This is a genomic window from Pantoea sp. SGAir0184, assembly GCF_043544755.1.
Window position 1 is genome coordinate 2,923,556 of sequence record NZ_CP028050.1, and the last position, 17,933, is coordinate 2,941,488.

The window sequence follows — 17,933 nt, forward strand, 5'->3', positions numbered from 1 at the left end:
CGGATTTTGCGCGCTAGTTCCAGCGTTCAGCGGCCTGATGGTCGCTGTCGCGGGCATCGACCCAGCGATCGCCCTGCGCAGTGGCTTCGCGCTTCCAGAACGGCGCGCGGGTTTTCAGGTAATCCATGATGAATTCACTGGCGGCAAAGGCGCTGCCGCGATGGGCGCTGCTGACGCCAACGAACACGATCTCATCACCGGGGAACAGTTCGCCTACGCGATGAATCACCGTCACCTGCTGCAGCGCCCAGCGCTGACGCGCATCCGCCACAATCTCTGCCAGCGCTTTTTCCGTCATACCCGGATAGTGCTCCAGCGTTAGCGCGGCCACGCTGTCGCCGAGATTGTGGTTGCGGACTTTGCCGGTGAAGGTGACGACCGCGCCGTCGCTGTCATGTGCCGCCAGCAGCGCATACTCGTCGCCAACGTTAAACGGCGCGCTGCCGACGCGAATTCGGGTTGTCATGCTCAGCCTCCGGTAACCGGCGGGAAGAACGCCACTTCATCGCCGGCGCGCAGCGGATGGTTCATCGGCACCAGCGTCTGATTCACCGCCGCCAGCAGCTTGCCGGACTCCAGCGCCAGCGCCCAGCGATCGCTTTTCTGCGCCAGCGCAGCGCGCAATGTGGCGACGTCAGCATACTCTGCCGCCAGATCCAGCGCGGCGGTGCCGGTCAGTTCGCGCACCTGGGCAAAAAACAGCACCTTAATCATGGCGCACCGCCCGGAAATCACCGGATTTACCACCGCTTTTGCTCAGCAGCCGCAGCTGGTCGATGACGATATCTTTCTGCACCGCTTTGCACATGTCGTAGATGGTCAGCGCCGCGACCGAGGCGGCGGTCAGCGCTTCCATTTCCACGCCGGTTTTGCCGCTCAGGCGACAGCGCGAGGTAATGCGTACGCGGCTGTGCTCCGGCTCAGCCACCAGCGTCACCTCGACTTTGCTCAGCATCAGCGGATGGCACAGCGGAATCAGTTCCCAGGTGCGCTTCGCCGCCTGAATACCGGCAATGCGTGCGGTGGCGAAAACATCGCCTTTGTCATGGCTGCCGTCGAGGATCATTTGCAGCGTGGCCGGCTGCATCAGCACCAGGGCTTCCGCCTGCGCTTCTCGCACGGTGTCAGTTTTGCCGGAGACGTCCACCATGTGGGCTTCGCCGGCCGCGTTGATATGGGTTAACGAGGACATGCTTATAACTTCTTCAAATGTGAGACAAAATTACACGGACGCGTACGCGCATCCAGCTGGGCTTCAATGATCCGCTCCCATGCACTGCGGCAGGCGCCGGTTGAGCCCGGCACGGCGAACAGCAGCGTCTGGTTGGCCAGACCGGCCACCGCGCGTGATTGCAGCGTCGCGCTGCCAATCTCCTCGTAGGAGATCATGCGAAACAGTTCGCCAAAGCCGTCAATTTCGCGATCCAGCAGCGGCAGCAGCGCTTCCGGCGTACTGTTTTTACTGTTAAAGCCGGTACCGCCGTTAATCAGCACCACCTGCACATCTTCACTGGCGATCCAGCGCGACAGCGTGGCGCGGATGCGATAACGGTTGTCCGGAACAATGGCGTGATCGACCACCTGATGCCCGGCTTCAGTCAGCGCCTCACGCAGATAGTCGCCGGAGCTGTCACTGCTGGCGTCGCGGCTGTCAGAGACGGTCATCACCGCCGCATTTAAGGCGACAAAATCGCCGGAAGGTTTACCCATGGCCGTAACTCCTGTGTTTAGCCACCAATGAAGGAGAGATTCTGCGTGATGCCGGTATTGCCCTGATGCAGGAAATGCGTCTGCTTTTTCTGCCCGAGGCTGTGAGCGATGCGCGCCTGCAGCTCGGCCTGCTGATCGTCGGAGGCCAGCAGATCGCGCAGCGGTACGCCGCCGTCGCCAAACAGGCACAGATGCAGGTTACCGATCGCCGATACGCGCAGGCGATTACAGCTGGCGCAGAAATCTTTTTCATACGGCATGATCAGGCCAACTTCACCCTGATAATCCGGATGGCGGAACACCTGGGCCGGGCCATCGCTGCGCCCGCGCGGCTGGCGCTGCCAGCCCTGCATGATCAGCTGATCGCGGATCACCTCGCCGGACACATGATGACGGCGGAACAGATCGCCGCCCTCGCCGGTTTCCATCAGCTCGATAAAGCGCAGCTGAATCGGCCGGGTGCGGATCCACGCCAGAAAGGTCTCCAGACTGTGGCTGTTGACGTCGCGCATCAGCACGCTGTTGACTTTGACGGTGCTGAAACCGGCATCAAAGGCCGCATCAATCCCCGCCATGACTTCATGAAACTTGTTCTGCCCGGTAATGGCGTGAAACTGCCGTGCGTCGAGGCTGTCGACGCTGACATTGATATGGGTGAGGCCTGCCGCACGCCAGGCGCCGACGTCGCGCGCCATGCGGTAGCCATTGGTGGTCATGGCGATCTGGCGGATTGCCGCGTTGTCGCGCACGGCGGCAATGATATCGGTGAAGTCGCGCCGCATCGAGGGTTCGCCGCCGGTCAGGCGCACTTTTTCGGTGCCCGCCGCCGCAAAGGCACGCGTCACGCGACGAATCTCATCCAGCGAGAGAAAACTTTTGTTGTGCACGCCGTTCGGCCGGTAGCCGTCGGGCAGGCAGTAGGTACAACGGAAGTTACACACATCCGTGACCGACAGGCGCAGATAATAAAAGCTGCGCGCATAGGCATCTGTAAATTGTGGCACCTGAACACCTTTCCAAAGTACGGGAGATGCAGTCATTTCTTTCTGCACCCTGGCAGCTCGCGGCTGCGGCCAGGCATCCATATCACACGACTTAGGAACGCAAGGCTTGGGAGTCTGTTGTCATTGTGGACAACACGGTTAAAGCAAATGGTAGCGCGATTTGACGCTCGCATCCATCGGCATTTATCGCTATATATATTGATACATAACGTTATTTCACCGCATTTTCGCGACAGGATACGGTAAAATGCGCGACAGATATTGATACACATCAGTTGAACGCCGTCTGCACCTCACGTGCGGCGTTTTAAGGAGCAGCATGAATCGTACCCTGGCAGATTTAGATCGCGTGGTGGCACTCGGCGGCGGCCACGGCCTTGGCCGCGTGATGTCGGCGCTGGCGCCGCTGGGCTCACGCCTGACCGGCATCGTCACCACCACCGACAACGGCGGATCCACCGGCCGCATACGCCGTTCAGAAGGCGGCATTGCCTGGGGCGACATGCGCAACTGCATTAATCAGCTGATCACCGAACCCAGCGTGGCCTCTGCCATGTTCGAGTATCGCTTTACCGGCAACGGCGAACTGGCCGGGCATAATCTGGGCAATCTGATCCTGAAAGCGCTCGATCATCTCAGCGTGCGTCCGCTGGAAGCCATCAACATTATCCGCAACCTGCTGAAGGTGGATGCGTTTCTGATTCCGATGTCAGAGCAGCCGGTGGACCTGGTCGCGCAGGATAGCGAAGGCAATATGGTGTACGGTGAAACGGCGATTGACGAAATGAAGCAGGCGCCGGAAGAGCTGATGCTGCACCCCAATGTGGTGCCGACGCGTGAAGCGCTGGACGCCGTCGCCGAGGCCGATTTGATCCTGATTGGTCCCGGCAGCTTTTACACCAGCCTGATGCCGATTCTGCTGATGGAGGAGATGGCACGCGCGCTGCGCCGGACGCCCGCCACCATGGTGTTCATCGGAAATCTCGGGCGCGAACTGAGTCCGGCGGCGGCCAGCCTGACGGTCGCCGACAAGCTGGCGATGATGGAAAAAGCCATTGGCAAACGGGTGATTGACGCTGTAGTGGTCGGCCCGTCAGCAGACACGCGCGGCGTCACTGATCGGTTGATCGTGCGCGAACCGCTGGAAGCCGCCGATATCCGCTATCGTCACGACCGCCAGCTGCTGCGCCGCGCGCTGGAACATGCCATTCAGGCGGTTTAGCCGGCGCGCAACGCGACCGCCGGTTTCACATTAAGAGGCGGCGATAAACAGTTCACGCAGCTCGTGCAGCTGGTCGCGCACCCGCGCGGCCTCTTCGAACTCCAGGTTCTGCGCGTGCTGCTGCATCTGCCCTTCCAGCTCGTGGATCTTCTTCTGCATGGCCTGGGGCGTGAGCGCCAGATAGCTGGCCTCAGCCTCGGCGGCAGTGCGTGAAGCCGTTTTGCCTTTGCCGCGCGTTTTCACCACGTTTTTGCCCAGCTCAAGAATATCGGTGATTTTCTTGTTCAGGCCCTGCGGCACAATGCCCCGCTCTTCGTTATAACGCTGCTGCTTCTCGCGGCGGCGCTCGGTCTCTTCCATCGCCCGCGCCATCGACGGCGTGATCTTATCTGCGTAGAGAATCGCTCTGCCGTTGACGTTACGCGCCGCGCGTCCGATGGTCTGAATCAGCGAGCGCTCGGAGCGCAGGAAGCCCTCTTTATCGGCGTCAAGAATCGCCACCAGCGACACTTCCGGCATATCCAGCCCTTCGCGCAGCAGGTTGATCCCCACCAGCACGTCAAACTCCCCGAGACGCAGATCGCGAATGATCTCCATACGCTCAACGGTATCAATGTCGGAATGCAGATAGCGCACCTTCTCGCCGTGCTCTTCAAGATACTCGGTGAGGTCTTCGGCCATGCGCTTGGTCAGCGTGGTGACCAGCACGCGCTCGTTGATTTCGACGCGCTTACGGATCTCCGACAGCAGATCGTCGACCTGGGTCGCCACCGGACGCACCTCAAGGATCGGATCGAGCAGACCGGTAGGCCGCACCACCTGATCGATGACGTCGCCACCCGATTTCTCCAGCTCGTAGTTACCTGGCGTGGCCGAGACGTAAATGGTCTGCGGTGCCAGCGCTTCAAACTCTTCAAAGCGCAGCGGACGGTTGTCCAGCGCCGACGGCAGGCGGAAACCGTACTCCACCAGCGTCTCTTTACGCGCGCGGTCACCGCGATACATGCCGCCAATCTGCGGAATAGTCACGTGGGATTCATCGACCACCAGCAGGCCATCCGCCGGCAGGTAATCAAACAGCGTCGGCGGCGGCTCGCCCGGTCCGCGCCCGGAGAGATAGCGCGAATAGTTTTCAATGCCCGAGCAGTAGCCGAGTTCGTTCATCATTTCGAGGTCAAACTGGGTGCGCTGGGTGATGCGCTGCTCTTCCAGCAGTTTGTTGTTCTCCAGCAGCACTTTGCGCCGCACCGCCAGCTCATCCTTAATCTCTTCCATCGCCTGCAGAATACGCTCGCGCGGCGTCACATAGTGCGTCTTCGGGTAGATGGTGAAACGCGGAATCACCGAGATCACCTGGCCGGTCAGCGGGTCGAACAGCGACAGGCGCTCAACCTCTTCATCAAACAGCTCTACACGCAGACCAATGTCATCGGATTCCGCCGGGAAGATATCGATCACTTCGCCGCGCACGCGGAAGGTGCCGCGCTGGAAAACCTGATCGTTGCGGGTGTACTGCAGTTCTGCGAGGCGGCGCAGGATGCTGCGCTGGTCGATGATCATGCCGCGCGTCAGATGCAGCATCATTTTCAGGTAGAGATCGGGATCGCCCAGGCCGTAGATAGCAGAAACCGACGCCACCACAATCACGTCGCGGCGCTCCAGCATCGCTTTAGTGGCAGAGAGACGCATCTGCTCGATGTGCTCGTTTACCGCCGCATCTTTCTCGATGAAGGTATCCGAACTGGGCACGTAGGCTTCCGGCTGATAGTAGTCGTAGTAGGAGACGAAGAACTCGACCGCGTTATCCGGGAAGAACTCTTTCATCTCACCATACAGCTGTGCCGCCAGCGTTTTATTCGGTGCCATTACCATGGTCGGCCGGTTGAGATCGGCAATGACGTTGGCGATGGTAAAAGTTTTTCCTGAACCGGTAACTCCCAGCAGCGTCTGGTGCGCCAGTCCATCCTCCAGCCCTTCTTCAAGGCGACGAATCGCCTCAGGCTGATCGCCTGAAGGTTTGAAAGCGGAGTTGAGTTTAAAGGCTTTACTCATGGTATTACGGTTCCTGCTGAAGAAGTCGGCGGGCAGGCTGGTAATTCTACTCTGCTATGGCGATTTTGCCAGAAAAAAATACTGGATATAATTACAGATATGCTGCACGATGATGGGGAGATGCCGCGATTCGCTTCAGCGTAATTTATGCGGTAATCCGGAAGCGTTTGTTGCGCAAGGTTATCCCCAGACGAGCAACGCTTTTAACAATTGTCAATAGAGCGTCATTAAATTGCAGTCTGATGACAAGCCAGACAATTCTCAGGCTTGCTTTTAAATAACCTGCTGATTTAAAAGAGATTGACTCAAAAGCCCAGTTTCGCAGCATTATGTATGCAACCCGCGTATTTCCTCGCTTGCGCCCGGTTTTCAGTCGCTAATGCACAAGGTTATCCACAGGAATAGTGGATAACTGAATCCAGCCCCACGTCCATCGGCTGTGTATAATTTTCCCCTCGCTTATCCTGCCGTGCGAAAAAATTTTTTTTGCGATTATTTTTCCATCATCCCGTGCGGCTTTAACTATTCTTTTGGCGTACCCCATCGTGCCGTAACGGGAAAAAGCCCAGCGTTAAGGCCACTTATTTCTTCAGTCCCTGCCTTATGACAGTACAGATGCACCAGAAACGTTAAGCAGTCAGCACCGTCAAAGTGCAGGCGAGTTATTACTGCGGGCAATTGTTAAGCTTTACTCATCAATTATGGCGAGTTTCGCTGCCTTTTACCCCGGTTGAGGCTGCTTTGGCGGATCTGGCCTGGGAATTGCAGTGAATTAACGGTGGAGTGACGAGTCCATGCCGGCAGGATGAACAAGCGCCGCCGGCGACAGCAGTGTCCCAATAGCCATTGTGCATGACTGTATGCCAGACGACACAGAGCGGGAGCATTCAGGCGAATAATCTGGAAGGAGAATGTCAGATGCTGAGTTTACGTTCGGTGAATCAATTTTACGGTCAGAACCATATTTTATGGGATGTGGATCTCGATCTGCCGCCAGGCACCTGCACCGGCGTGCTGGGCAGCCCGGGGATGGGCAAAACCACGCTGGTGAACTGTATTATGGGTCGCCTGCCCATTAATAGTGGATCGATGACCTGGCAGGAAGACGGCGCGCCGCCGGAAAACCTGCTGCTGCAGCCTGCTGAGCAACGCGCGCGCATGGGCATCGGCTACGTACCACAGGGACGCCACATCTTTTCCCAGATGAGCGTGGAAGATAACCTGCTGATTGCGCTGATGGCGGCACAGGACGATCGCAGCCGCGCCATTCCCGAGATGGTGTTCGATCTGTTTCCGGCGCTCTACTCGCTGCGTCATCAGCGCAGTGGCGAACTGCCGATGGATCAGCAGCAGCAGTTGGCCCTGGCGCGCGCGCTGGTGCTGCAGCCGAAACTATTGATCCTCGATGAACCCACCGAAGGCATGTCGCCGTGGCTGGAGGAGGAGATGGGGAATCTGATTCGCCGCCTGAACCGCGACTATGGCCTGACGATTCTGCTGCTGGAACAGCATGTGTCGTTCATTCGCCGCGTGGCAGACTATTTTCTGCTGCTGCATCGTGGCCGCAACGTGGCGCAGGGCAGCGTGGCGCAGCTGGATGATGTAACGGTGAGTAAGTGGCTAACGGCCACCTAGCGTCGGTAGCCTGCGGCGCAGAGTGCTGCGCCGCCGCGCCATTTACTGTGGCAGGGTAAGGTAACGGCCACAGTCGGCCTGCTGCGCCGCGCTGCTCAGCCACGGAATCTCACCGAGGAACGGGGCCGCAATGCGCTGTTGTAGCGTCGCCAGATATTCCGCATGTCGCTTACCCGGCGGCTGGATGTCATTGGCAATCCAGCCGGCGAGGCGCAACCCGCGCGTCTTCACCGCTTCCGCCGTCAGCATGGCGTGGTTGATGCAGCCGAGCTTCACGCCAACCACCAGAATCACCGGCAGCTGCTCGGCGGCGACCCAGTCGGCGTAAGTTTGCGTCGCGGACAGCGGCGTGAACCAGCCGCCCGCGCCTTCCACCAGCACCCATTCAGCCTGCTGCTCCAGCGCGCGTAAGCCAGCGGAGAGCTGCGCAAATTCAATCGGTCTGCCCTCTTCCGCGCTGACGATATGCGGCGACGTCGGTTCGATGAACGCCAGCGGGTTTACCTGCTCATAGCTCAGCGCCAGGCTGCTGTAGCGCTGCAGCGCCAGCGCGTCGCTGTTGCGCACGCCGTCGGGCGTAATCTCGCAGCCGGAGGCCACCGGTTTGTAGCCAGCAGTGCGTAATCCCGCAGCGCTGGCCGCCTGCAACAGAGCGCCGCTGGCGACTGTTTTGCCCACTTCGGTGTCAGTTCCGGTAATAAACCAGCGTGTCATTTTTGTAAAACTCCATACATCAGGTGATAACTGAGACGATAGCCGTGCGCATCCTGCGGCCAGTGCTGCTCCAGCTGCGCCAGCTGCGGGCGCGTCAGCAGAGCCGCGTGTCGCCCATCGTGCAGATGCGTTGCGCCGATGCCTTTCAGCGAGCGCATGGCGCTGAGCGCGCTTGGGAAGTGCAGCGTGACGATCTGCGTCTGGCTGCGCAGCGGCAGGCCCGCGGTCGCCAGGGCAAAGGCATCGCCGCTGAGGAAGCGATTGGCGTGACGCCGACCATCGATCTGCGCCCACGCCTGGTGCACCTCCTGCAGCGAGCCGTCGAGCAGCGTCGAGAACAGCACGCTGCCGCCCGGGCGCGTCACGCGCAGAAACTGCTGCAGCGCGGTGCGCAGATCGCTGCTCCATTGCACCGCCAGGTTGCTCCAGACGCCGTCGACGCTGTTATCTGCCAGCGGTAACTGGTCGATATCGCCCTGTAAATAGTCGTGCGCCGAGTGCTGTTCGCGCGCCGCCTGCAGCATCGCCGGTGACAGATCCAGCGCGCAGACCTGGCGACCGCGATCGCGCCAGTAGCGGCTGAACCAGCCGGTGCCGCAGCCGGCATCCAGCAGCTGTGGGCCAAATCCGGCCGGCGCCAGCGCCAGCAGCGCCTCGCCGCTCTGGCGCTGCAGCTGAGCATGCTGTTCGTAGTGCGCGGCCGCCCGGCCAAACGCCTGCGCCACCGCCTGTTTATTCACCTGCAGCGTCATACAGTGCCTCCAGTAACGCGTCGATATCTTCGGGATGATGCGCCGCGGTGAGCGTAATGCGCAGCCGCGCGGTACCCGGCGGCACCGTCGGTGGCCGGATCGCGCTTACCCAGCAACCGGCCTGCGCCAGCCGCTGTGACAGCGCCAGCGCGGCACGGTTTTCGCCAACGATCAGCGGCTGAATGGCGCTGTCAGAGGCCATCAGCTGCCACGGCAACTGCGCCGCTCCCGCGCGAAAGCGGGCAATATTTTGCTGCAACCGCGCGCGCAGCGCGTCGCCCTGCTGGATCTGCGCCAGCGCCGCCAGCAGCGCACAGCACTGCGCCGGCGGCATGGCGGTGGAATAGATTAAATGGCGCGAGAATTGCTCGACGTAATCTGCGGTGGCGTCATCACACAGCAGCGCGGCGCCGCTGACGCCAAAGCCTTTACCAAAGGTCACCACCAGCAATTCCGGTTTCACCTGCTGCTGCCAGCAGCTGCCGCGTCCCTGCTCACCGGTAACGCCAATGCCGTGCGCATCGTCCACCAGCAGCCAGCCGCCCGCGCGCCGGGTTTCGGCGGCAAGTTCAGCCAGCGGCGCACTGTCGCCATCCATGCTGAATACGCCCTCGGTCACCACCAGCGTGCCGCCTTCCGCGCGCGTCGCCAGCAGCTTCGCCAGGCTGGCCGGCTGGTTGTGGGCAAAACGGCGCAGCGTTGCCGGACTGTGGCTGGCGGCATCCAGCAGCGAGGCGTGCGCCAGTTTGTCAGCGATAATGCGATCCGACTTTTGCGCCAGCAGATGGATCACTGCCTGGTTGGCGGCAAAGCCGGAGATAAACAGCAGCGCGCGCGGGTAGCCGAGCCAGGACGCCAGCTGCTGCTCCAGCTGCGCATGGTGACGGCTGTAGCCGGTGACGTGGCCGGAAGCGCCGGCACCGACGCCCGCCTCGCGCACACCCTGCTGCCAGGCGGCCATCACCGCCGGATGCTGGCTCAGCCCGAGGTAATCATTGCTGGAGAAGTGGCGATAGCGCTGCCCGTCGAGGGTAATTTCACGCACGCTGTTGTGCTCAATGCGCCGCCGCTGCCGCCAGCCGTCGGCGGCACGCTGCGCCGTCAGCGCCTGCGCAATACGTTCAGACCACATTTACACGGCCGCGTTATAGAACTGCGCGCTGTCGGCGTGCAGCAACTGCTCGCTGAGCTGATGCTGCTGTTCGTTATCGCCTGCAGTCGTGGCGGTGTGCTCCGGATTCAGGCCCAGCTTGCGGAACAGGATCAGATCTTTGTCCTCTTCCGGGTTCGGCGTGGTCAGCAGCTTGCAGCCGTAGAAAATCGAGTTGGCACCCGCCATGAAGCACATCGCCTGGGTCTGTTCGCTCATCTGCTCGCGACCGGCCGACAGGCGCACGTGCGAGGTTGGCATCATGATGCGCGCCACGGCAATGGTGCGGATAAAGTCGAACGGCTCGACGTCATCGTTATCCGCCAGCGGCGTGCCTTTGACTTTCACCAGCATGTTAATCGGCACGCTCTCCGGCGGCGTGGGCAGGTTGGCCAGCTGCACCAGCAAACCGGCGCGGTCGTTGACCGTTTCGCCCAGCCCGACAATGCCGCCCGAGCACACTTTGATGCCGGCGTTGCGCACTTTATCCAGCGTATCAAGACGCTCCTGATAGGTACGGGTGGTGATGATGCTGCCGTAAAACTCCGGCGAGGTGTCGAGGTTATGGTTGTAAAAATCGAGCCCGGCGCTGGCCAGCCGCTGCGCCTGATCGTGGTCGAGCGTTCCCAGCGTCATGCAGGTTTCCATGCCCATGGCTTTCACGCCCTGCACCATCTGCTCAAGGTACGGCATGTCGCGCTCGTGCGGGTTTTTCCACGCTGCGCCCATGCAGAAGCGGCTGGAGCCGGCTGCTTTGGCCTTGCGCGCCGATTCCAGCACCGCTTCCACCTCCATCAGGCGCTCGGTTTCCAGCCCGGTTTTGTAACGCGCGCTCTGCGGACAGTATTTACAGTCTTCCGGACAGGCGCCGGTTTTGATCGACAGCAGCGTGCTGACCTGCACCTGACGCGGGTCGAAGTGCTGGCGGTGCACCTGCTGTGCTTCAAACATCAGCTCGAGAAAAGGTTTATCAAATAGCGCCTGAGCCTGAGCCAGTGTCCAGCGATTAGCCATTGCTTACTCCAAAAAAGGGGGTTCATCCTGACGATTAACGTGGTTATACTTGTAAACTAAATCTTTTCAAAATGGTTTACAAGACAGATGTTCACACAGGACGACCTCCGCTTTGACCGCCAGCATATCTGGCATCCTTACACCTCAATGCGCGATCCGCTGCCGTGCTACCCGGTGGTGGCCGCGCACGGCTGCACGCTACAGCTGGCCGATGGACGTGAGCTGGTCGACGGCATGTCGTCGTGGTGGGCAGCGATCCACGGCTATAACCATCCGCGCCTCAATCAGGCGTTGCAGCAGCAGATGGCGCAGATGTCACACGTGATGTTTGGCGGCATCACCCATCCGCCAGCCGTGGAGCTGAGCCGCCAGCTGATCGCCATGACGCCCGAGGCGCTGGAGTGCGTGTTCCTCGCCGATTCCGGCTCGATCGCCGTCGAAGTGTCGATGAAAATGGCGCTGCAGTACTGGCTGGGTCGCGGAGAGACGCGGCAGAAATTCCTTACGCTGCAACGCGGTTATCACGGCGATACGTTTGCCGCCATGTCGGTCTGCGATCCGGAAAACTCCATGCACAGCCTGTGGCGCGGCTACCTGCCCGAGCATCTGTTCGCCCGCGCGCCGCAGTGTGGCTTTGACGATGACTGGGATGACAACGATATTGCCGATTTCGCCCGGCTAATTGAGCAGCACCATCGCAGCATCGCCGCGGTGATCCTCGAACCTATCGTGCAGGGTGCCGGCGGCATGCGTTTCTACCATCCACGCTATCTGCAACAGGTGCGGGCGTTGTGCGATCGCTACGGTTTATTGCTGATCGCCGATGAGATCGCCACCGGCTTCGGCCGCAGCGGCAAGCTGTTTGCCTGCGAGCACGCCGGCATCACGCCGGACATTTTGTGCCTCGGCAAGGCGCTGACCGGCGGCACCCTGACGCTCTCCGCCACCCTGACCACGCGCGACGTCGCCGATACCATCAGCCGCAGCGCGGCGGGCTGCTTTATGCATGGTCCGACGTTTATGGGCAATCCGCTGGCCTGTGCGGTGGCGGTCGAAAGCCTGAAGCTAATCAACGAAGGGCACTGGCCGGCGCAGGTGGCGGCGATTGAGCAGCAGCTGCGAACGGAACTGCTGCCGCTGCGCGGCCATCCGATGGTGGCAGATGCGCGCGTGCTGGGGGCGATTGGCGTGATTGAGACCCATCAGCCGGTGAACATGGCGGCTCTGCAGCAGTTCTTCGTGGAACGCGGCATATGGATTCGCCCGTTCGGTAAGCTGATTTACCTGATGCCACCTTATCTGATTTCTGCCGCACAGCTGACGCAGCTGACGGCGGCGCTAAGCGCTGCACTGGCGGTGGACGGCCACTTTCAGCCCTGACACCGCTGGCACTCGCCGCCATTTTCCACCATCATGGAAAGCAGTACACAACAGGAAAGGAGAGATCATGCGCGTAGTGAGCCAGGATTTTAACGATGGCGATAAAATGCCCGAGCGCCACGTGTTTAACGGCATGGGTTACCAGGGCGATAATCTGTCGCCGCACCTGGCATGGGATGAAGTGCCGGCCGGCACCAAAAGCTTTGTGGTGACCTGCTACGATCCGGATGCCCCGACCGGCTCCGGCTGGTGGCACTGGGTGGTCGCCAATATTCCGGCTGAGGTGACCGTGCTGTCACAGGGCGCCGGTTCCGGCGTGGCGGAACTGCCAGAGGGTGCCATTCAGACGCGTACCGATTTCGGCCAGAGCGGTTACGGTGGCGCAGCGCCGCCGCAGGGCGAATCGCATCGCTACATCTTTACGGTGCATGCGCTGGACGTGGAGAAAATTGAGGTGGACGAAGGTGCCAGCGGCGCGATGGTCGGCTTCAACGTGCACTTCCACGCGCTGGCCAGCGCATCGATCACGGTGACATACGCCTGATTACATAAGGTGCGCATCGCTGCGCACCCCAGCAGAGGTCGCCGTAGATGGCGACCCTGCATGACCGAATAGTGTTCCTCAGTCCAGCGCGTGAATCACTACCCACATCGGCCCCTGACCCACGGCGTAACGCGCCAGCGGTTGCAGCAGGCCACGCTCGCCGATGCGATAGACTTCAATGTGATGCGATTTCTGCCCCGCCGCCACCAGATACTGACCGCTGCCATCAATGTTAAAGCCACGCGGCTGAGTTTCGGTCGGCTGATAACCTTCAATCGTCAGCACCGAGCCGTCCTCACTGATACTGAACACGGTCAGCGTGCTGCTGGTGCGGTCACAGGCATACAGGAAGCGACCGTCCGGGGTGATATGGATATCCGCTGCCCAGCGCGTATCGCTGAAGCCCGGCGGCATGATATCAAGACTCTGCACGCGCTCGACCTGGCCGTTAACATTGTTCAGTGCCCAGACGTCGACGGTACTGTCCAGTTCGTTAACCACATAGCCATAGGCACCGTTCGGGTGGAACGCCATATGACGCGGGCCGGCGCCTTCTACGGTGGTCACCTGTGGCTGCGCGCGCGGTGCCAGCGTGCCGTCGGCCTGCAGCTGATACAGGCAGATGCGATCCTGCTTTAGCGCCGGTACAAACAGCGTCTGGTTGCTGAGGTCGATATTCGCCGAATGGCAGCCTTCCAGCCCGTTAATTACCTGCAGCGGCGCCTGCGGCAGGCCGTCGCTGCCAATCGGGCTGATGCTGACGCAGGCATCGTTATAGGAGCCGCAGAACAGATAGTTGCCCTGGCGGTCGGTAGAAATGTGAGTCGGGCTGCCCGGCAGCGGCGCTTCACCGGCCAGGCTTAACGTACCGTCGGCCGCAATGCGGTACGCCAGTACGCGAAAATTCGGACGCACGCCGACATAGAGAAAATCTTTCTTCGGGCTCACCACCATCGGCTGCACCTGGCCGGCCACATCCGTGACCTGCAATAACGTCAGTGCGCCATCTTCCTGCATTTGCCAGGCGTGGATCTGCTGGCTCTCGGGACTGGCGGTATACACGACTTGTTTCATGCGTTTTCCTTATTCGCTGCCTGATGAAAAACAGTAACTGTAGCGCGTTTCACCGCCGCGCGCTGGGCTGATTTGTGCCCTGCTTTTTGTCTCAGGGCCGCTGGCGGGTGTAGACTTAATGCTTTGCTAACTCCGGACGGAAAGTGTAATGAGCTACCGCGTAATCGCCCTTGACCTCGACGGCACCCTGCTAACCCCAAACAAAACCATCCTGCCAGAATCCCTTGAAGCCTTAGCCCGCGCGCAACAGGCTGGCGTTCAGGTGCTGATCGTCACCGGTCGCCATCACTGCGCGATTCACCCGTTTTATCAGTCGCTGCAGCTGACAACGCCCGCCATCTGCTGTAACGGTACGTACCTGTACGATTACCAGGCGCAACGGGTGCTGGCGGCCGATCCGCTGGAGAAAAGTCAGGCGGCGCGGGTGATTGAGATGCTCGATCAGGAGAATATTCACGGTCTGCTGTATGTCGATGATGCGATGCTGTACCAGGAAGCGACCGGCCATGTGACGCGCACCCTCAACTGGGCGCAGTCGCTGCCGGAAGCGCAGCGCCCGCTGTTTGTGCAGGTGCCGAGCCTGGCGCAGGCGGCGCACGACGCGCAGTCGATCTGGAAATTTGCCCTGTCGCATCCGGATACCCGCGCGCTGCAGCAGTTTGCCGAGCGCACCGAACGCGAGCTGGGTCTGGCGTGTGAATGGTCGTGGCACGATCAGGTCGATATCGCTCAGGCCGGCAACAGCAAAGGCAAACGCCTGGCGCAGTGGGTGGCGAGCCAGGGTCTGAGCATGCAGGACGTGCTGGCGTTTGGCGACAATTACAACGATCTTAGCATGCTGGAGCAGGCCGGGCTGGGCGTGGCGATGGGCAATGCCGATGACGCCATCAAAGCACGCGCGCGCAAAGTGATCGGCACCAACCTTGAGCCGGGCATTGCGCAGGTGATCTACCAGGAAGTGCTGTAACGCCAGGCTGGTCGCGGCACAAGGTATCTGTAGGGTGACCGGAAAAAAGCGCGCCGCTCCAGAGGGTGCAACGGGTGATTACTGCAGCGGTACATGGCACATCCGGTAGCGGCGCGATTAATCGCGCTGATCCGCAGACCAGACGTACCGCGTTGTCGTCCGGTTTGTGTTACGCGGTAATCGACACGCTCTTGATCTGCGCATACAGCCACTGATCGGGCCGGATATTCAGCTCGTCGCGCGCCCACGGTGAAATGCGCGCCCACAGCTCGCTGACGCCGATGCGCAGTTTCACTTCGACCTGGTCGTCCAGCTCCAGCAGCTCCACCACCTGCGCCGGTAAAATATTGCGAATCGAGGTGTTTTGCGGCGGCTGCAGCGCCAGCGACACGTCCGCCGAGGCGATACGGATGCGCAGTACGCTTTTCACCGGCTGATTCACCCGGCTGACCCAGATGTGCTGATCGCCAAGCGACAGCGCGGTCATCGGGTAATCCGGATGCTGCTCCAGCACCTGCACGCGCAGCACGCTACTGCGCTCGGCCGCCGGCAGCCAGGGCCGCATCGCGCTGCTGCCCCACACTTTTTCCAGCGCGCCGAAGGCTTTGACGTTACCGTTATCCAGCACCAGCACCTGATTCGCCAGCTGGACAATCTCCTCCAGACTGTGGGTCACGTACAGCAGCGGAATCTCCACCTGCTTCGCCAGCTTCTGCAAATAGGGCATCAGCTCGCGCTTGCGTGGCAGATCGAGCGACGCCAGCGGTTCGTCCATCAGCAGGATATCCGGCGCGCTCAGCAGCGCCCGGCCCATCGCCACGCGCTGCTTTTCACCACCCGACAGCGAGGCCGGATAGCGATCCAGCAGCGCATCCAGTCCCAGCAGCGTCACCAGCGCCCCGAACTGCGCTTTCATTTTAGGCGCCATGCCATACTGCAGATTGCCGCGCACGCGATAATGGGGAAACAGCCGCGCATCCTGAAACACGTACCCGATGCGGCGTTTTTCCGGCGGCAGATTGATGCCGCTGTCGCGGTCAAACAACAGACGATCGTTAAGCGCAATCTGGCCGCTCTGCGGCTGCGTCAGGCCGCTGATAGCATTGATTAATGAGGTTTTTCCTGCTCCGGACACGCCAAAGATAGCGGTGATGCCGCTGGCCGGAATCTCCACATCGACGTTGAGCTGATGCTCACCGAGCTGTTGCGCAATGTTGATTTTCAGCATCAGGCCGCTCCCAGCCGCTTGCGGCCCCAGCGCGCCAGCAGCTCCGAAGCCACCAGTGACAGCAGTGCCAGCGCAATCGCCACCGCGCACAGCCGCGCCGCGGTGCCTTCCGCGCCGGGCGTTTCAATCAGGGTAAACATGGCGGACGGAATGGTGCGGGTTTCGCCAGGAATGTTGGAGACAAAGGTAATGGTGGCGCCAAATTCACCCAGCGAGCGGGCAAACGCCAGCACGGTGCCCACGATGATGCCCGGAAAAGTCAGCGGCAGCGTGATGGTGAAAAACACCCGCCAGCGGCCCGCGCCCAGGGTACGTGCCGCCTGCTCAAGCCGGCTGTCTACCGCTTCCAGTGCCAGACGAATGGCGCGCACCATCAGCGGAAACGCCATCACTGCGGAGGCCAACACCGCACCGCGCCAGCTGAAGGCGAAGGTGATACCGAACCAGTCATACAGCCAGCTGCCAATCAGGCCGCGCCGGCCCAGCGTCAGCAGCAGCAAATAGCCCACCACCACCGGCGGCAGCACCAGCGGCAGGTGAATCAGGCTATCGAGCAGGGTTTTGCCGGGAAAGCGGCAGCGCGCCAGAATCCAGGCCATCAGGATGCCAAACGGCAGGCTGCACAGCACCGCCACGCAGGAAACTTTCAGGCTGAGGAACACGGCCTGCCATTCGGGATCGCTCAGTATCATCTCTTCGGCGTAAATCCATACTGTTTAAACACGGCAGCGGCATCCGGCCCCTGCAGATAGTCATAGAAGGCCTGCACCGCTGCGTTCTGGTGATCGCTGACCACCGCCATCGGGTACTCTACGGGTTTGTGACTCGCTTCGGGGAAGCGTCCGACCACCTGCACCTTATCACTGGCTACCGCGTCGGAACCGTACACGATGCCATACGGCGTTTCGCGGCGTTCCACCAGCGCCAGCGCGGCACGCACGTTGTTAGCCGGTGCGAGCCGTGAAGCCAGCGTGTCCCACGCGCCCAGCTTTTGCAGCGCTTCTTTGGCATAAATACCTGCCGGCACGTGATCCGGATCGCCCACCGCCAGGCGCTCGCCCTTAAGCAGGTTCTGCCATTGGGTCTGCGCATTGATGGTCACCGGCTGCGCGTTAGCGCTTTTTGCCGCCACCAGCACCAGATCATTGCCCAGCAGCGTGTGACGCGTACTGCCGATCACGCTGTTTTTCGCCGCTGCATCGTCCATCCACTGCTGATCGGCAGAGATAAACAGATCCGCCGGGGCGCCCTGCTCGATTTGCCGCGCCAGCGTCGATGAGGAAGCGAATGAGGATACCACTTCAACGCCGCTTTTTTGCTGATATTGCGTGGCAATCTGCTGCATCGCATTGGTCAGCGAGGCCGCAGCGAACACAGTAATTTTCTCCGCCGCCAGCGCCTGACCCGACAGCGACACGGTGACCACGGCCGCGGCCGCCCAGTGATAAAGCGTATTTTGCATAGAGAACTCCAGGTTACGTTATATA

General features: G+C 60.8%; 19 protein-coding genes and 1 riboswitch. Of the genes, 5 read left to right on the plus strand and 14 right to left on the minus strand.

The window, feature by feature from the left end; all coding sequences use genetic code 11:
- Nucleotides 1–13: 13 nt before the first annotated feature.
- From moaE to moaA, 5 genes are all read right to left on the minus strand, one after another.
- Nucleotides 14–466 (minus strand): molybdopterin synthase catalytic subunit MoaE, encoded by a 453-nt coding sequence (gene moaE, locus C1N60_RS13830; RefSeq protein ID WP_021508491.1) that lies wholly within the window; start codon nucleotides 464–466, stop codon nucleotides 14–16.
- Between the two features lie 2 nt (nucleotides 467–468).
- Nucleotides 469–714 (minus strand): molybdopterin synthase sulfur carrier subunit, encoded by a 246-nt coding sequence (gene moaD / locus C1N60_RS13835; RefSeq protein ID WP_021508492.1) that lies wholly within the window; start codon nucleotides 712–714, stop codon nucleotides 469–471.
- Complete coding sequence (gene moaC / locus C1N60_RS13840) at nucleotides 707–1,192, minus strand: cyclic pyranopterin monophosphate synthase MoaC (RefSeq protein WP_021508493.1); 486 nt, start codon at nucleotides 1,190–1,192, stop codon at nucleotides 707–709. The genes moaD and moaC overlap by 8 nt, the downstream gene beginning before the upstream one ends.
- Before the next feature lie 2 nt (nucleotides 1,193–1,194).
- Nucleotides 1,195–1,710, minus strand: a complete 516-nt coding sequence (gene moaB / locus C1N60_RS13845; protein WP_021508494.1) for a molybdenum cofactor biosynthesis protein B — start codon at nucleotides 1,708–1,710, stop codon at nucleotides 1,195–1,197.
- Nucleotides 1,711–1,727: 17 nt separating this feature from the next.
- Nucleotides 1,728–2,714, minus strand: coding sequence for a GTP 3',8-cyclase MoaA (gene moaA / locus C1N60_RS13850; protein ID WP_021508495.1), 987 nt, complete (start codon nucleotides 2,712–2,714; stop codon nucleotides 1,728–1,730).
- A riboswitch (molybdenum cofactor riboswitch) is annotated at nucleotides 2,703–2,839 on the minus strand. (Overlaps the previous gene by 12 nt.)
- A 194-nt stretch (nucleotides 2,840–3,033) precedes the next feature.
- Between moaA and yvcK the strand changes: the two genes are divergently transcribed.
- Complete coding sequence (gene yvcK, locus C1N60_RS13855) at nucleotides 3,034–3,936, plus strand: gluconeogenesis factor YvcK family protein (RefSeq protein ID WP_125308377.1); 903 nt, start codon at nucleotides 3,034–3,036, stop codon at nucleotides 3,934–3,936.
- A 30-nt stretch (nucleotides 3,937–3,966) separates the two neighbouring features.
- On the opposite strand, the gene uvrB is transcribed toward yvcK, so the two are convergent.
- Entirely contained in the window at nucleotides 3,967–5,988 is a 2,022-nt protein-coding gene (uvrB, locus tag C1N60_RS13860) for an excinuclease ABC subunit UvrB (protein ID WP_021508497.1), read from the minus strand.
- A gap of 918 nt (nucleotides 5,989–6,906) precedes the next feature.
- Here uvrB and C1N60_RS13865 point away from each other — a divergent pair.
- A complete protein-coding gene (locus C1N60_RS13865; protein ID WP_021508499.1) occupies nucleotides 6,907–7,623 on the plus strand; it encodes an ABC transporter ATP-binding protein in 717 nt (238 codons plus the stop codon).
- A gap of 42 nt (nucleotides 7,624–7,665) precedes the next feature.
- Here the strand turns inward: C1N60_RS13865 and bioD are convergent, their stop codons facing one another.
- Genes bioD through bioB form a run of 4 tightly spaced genes read right to left on the minus strand, consistent with a single transcriptional unit; the run spans nucleotide 7,666 to nucleotide 11,253 of the window.
- Nucleotides 7,666–8,337 (minus strand): dethiobiotin synthase, encoded by a 672-nt coding sequence (gene bioD / locus C1N60_RS13870; RefSeq protein ID WP_394520994.1) that lies wholly within the window; start codon nucleotides 8,335–8,337, stop codon nucleotides 7,666–7,668.
- Nucleotides 8,334–9,089: a malonyl-ACP O-methyltransferase BioC gene (gene bioC, locus C1N60_RS13875; RefSeq protein ID WP_058781278.1), complete on the minus strand. Its 756-nt coding sequence runs from the start codon at nucleotides 9,087–9,089 to the stop codon at nucleotides 8,334–8,336. Before bioC ends, bioD begins: the two co-directional genes overlap by 4 nt.
- The gene (gene bioF, locus C1N60_RS13880) at nucleotides 9,070–10,221 is read right to left on the minus strand and encodes an 8-amino-7-oxononanoate synthase (RefSeq protein WP_141496539.1); all 1,152 of its coding nucleotides are present in this window, start codon (nucleotides 10,219–10,221) and stop codon (nucleotides 9,070–9,072) included. The genes bioC and bioF overlap by 20 nt, the downstream gene beginning before the upstream one ends.
- The gene (gene bioB, locus C1N60_RS13885) at nucleotides 10,222–11,253 is read right to left on the minus strand and encodes a biotin synthase BioB (RefSeq protein ID WP_058757850.1); all 1,032 of its coding nucleotides are present in this window, start codon (nucleotides 11,251–11,253) and stop codon (nucleotides 10,222–10,224) included.
- A gap of 87 nt (nucleotides 11,254–11,340) precedes the next feature.
- Here bioB and bioA point away from each other — a divergent pair, with 87 nt between their 5' ends.
- Entirely contained in the window at nucleotides 11,341–12,633 is a 1,293-nt protein-coding gene (gene bioA, locus C1N60_RS13890; protein WP_394520995.1) for an adenosylmethionine--8-amino-7-oxononanoate transaminase, read from the plus strand.
- A gap of 67 nt (nucleotides 12,634–12,700) precedes the next feature.
- Complete coding sequence (locus C1N60_RS13895; protein ID WP_222985568.1) at nucleotides 12,701–13,177, plus strand: kinase inhibitor; 477 nt, start codon at nucleotides 12,701–12,703, stop codon at nucleotides 13,175–13,177.
- Between the two features lie 78 nt (nucleotides 13,178–13,255).
- On the opposite strand, the gene pgl is transcribed toward C1N60_RS13895, so the two are convergent.
- Nucleotides 13,256–14,251 (minus strand): 6-phosphogluconolactonase, encoded by a 996-nt coding sequence (gene pgl, locus C1N60_RS13900; protein WP_166719983.1) that lies wholly within the window; start codon nucleotides 14,249–14,251, stop codon nucleotides 13,256–13,258.
- Nucleotides 14,252–14,399: 148 nt separating this feature from the next.
- On the opposite strand from pgl, the gene C1N60_RS13905 reads away from it, so the two are divergent.
- Complete coding sequence (locus C1N60_RS13905) at nucleotides 14,400–15,218, plus strand: pyridoxal phosphatase (RefSeq protein ID WP_394520996.1); 819 nt, start codon at nucleotides 14,400–14,402, stop codon at nucleotides 15,216–15,218.
- Nucleotides 15,219–15,387: 169 nt separating this feature from the next.
- On the opposite strand, the gene modC is transcribed toward C1N60_RS13905, so the two are convergent.
- Genes modC through modA form a run of 3 tightly spaced genes read right to left on the minus strand, consistent with a single transcriptional unit; the run spans nucleotide 15,388 to nucleotide 17,908 of the window.
- Nucleotides 15,388–16,446: a molybdenum ABC transporter ATP-binding protein ModC gene (modC, locus tag C1N60_RS13910; RefSeq protein WP_132465498.1), complete on the minus strand. Its 1,059-nt coding sequence runs from the start codon at nucleotides 16,444–16,446 to the stop codon at nucleotides 15,388–15,390.
- A complete protein-coding gene (gene modB / locus C1N60_RS13915) occupies nucleotides 16,446–17,138 on the minus strand; it encodes a molybdate ABC transporter permease subunit (protein WP_021508509.1) in 693 nt (230 codons plus the stop codon). The genes modC and modB overlap by 1 nt, the downstream gene beginning before the upstream one ends.
- Entirely contained in the window at nucleotides 17,135–17,908 is a 774-nt protein-coding gene (modA, locus tag C1N60_RS13920) for a molybdate ABC transporter substrate-binding protein (protein ID WP_264441504.1), read from the minus strand. Before modA ends, modB begins: the two co-directional genes overlap by 4 nt.
- Nucleotides 17,909–17,933: the final 25 nt, after the last annotated feature.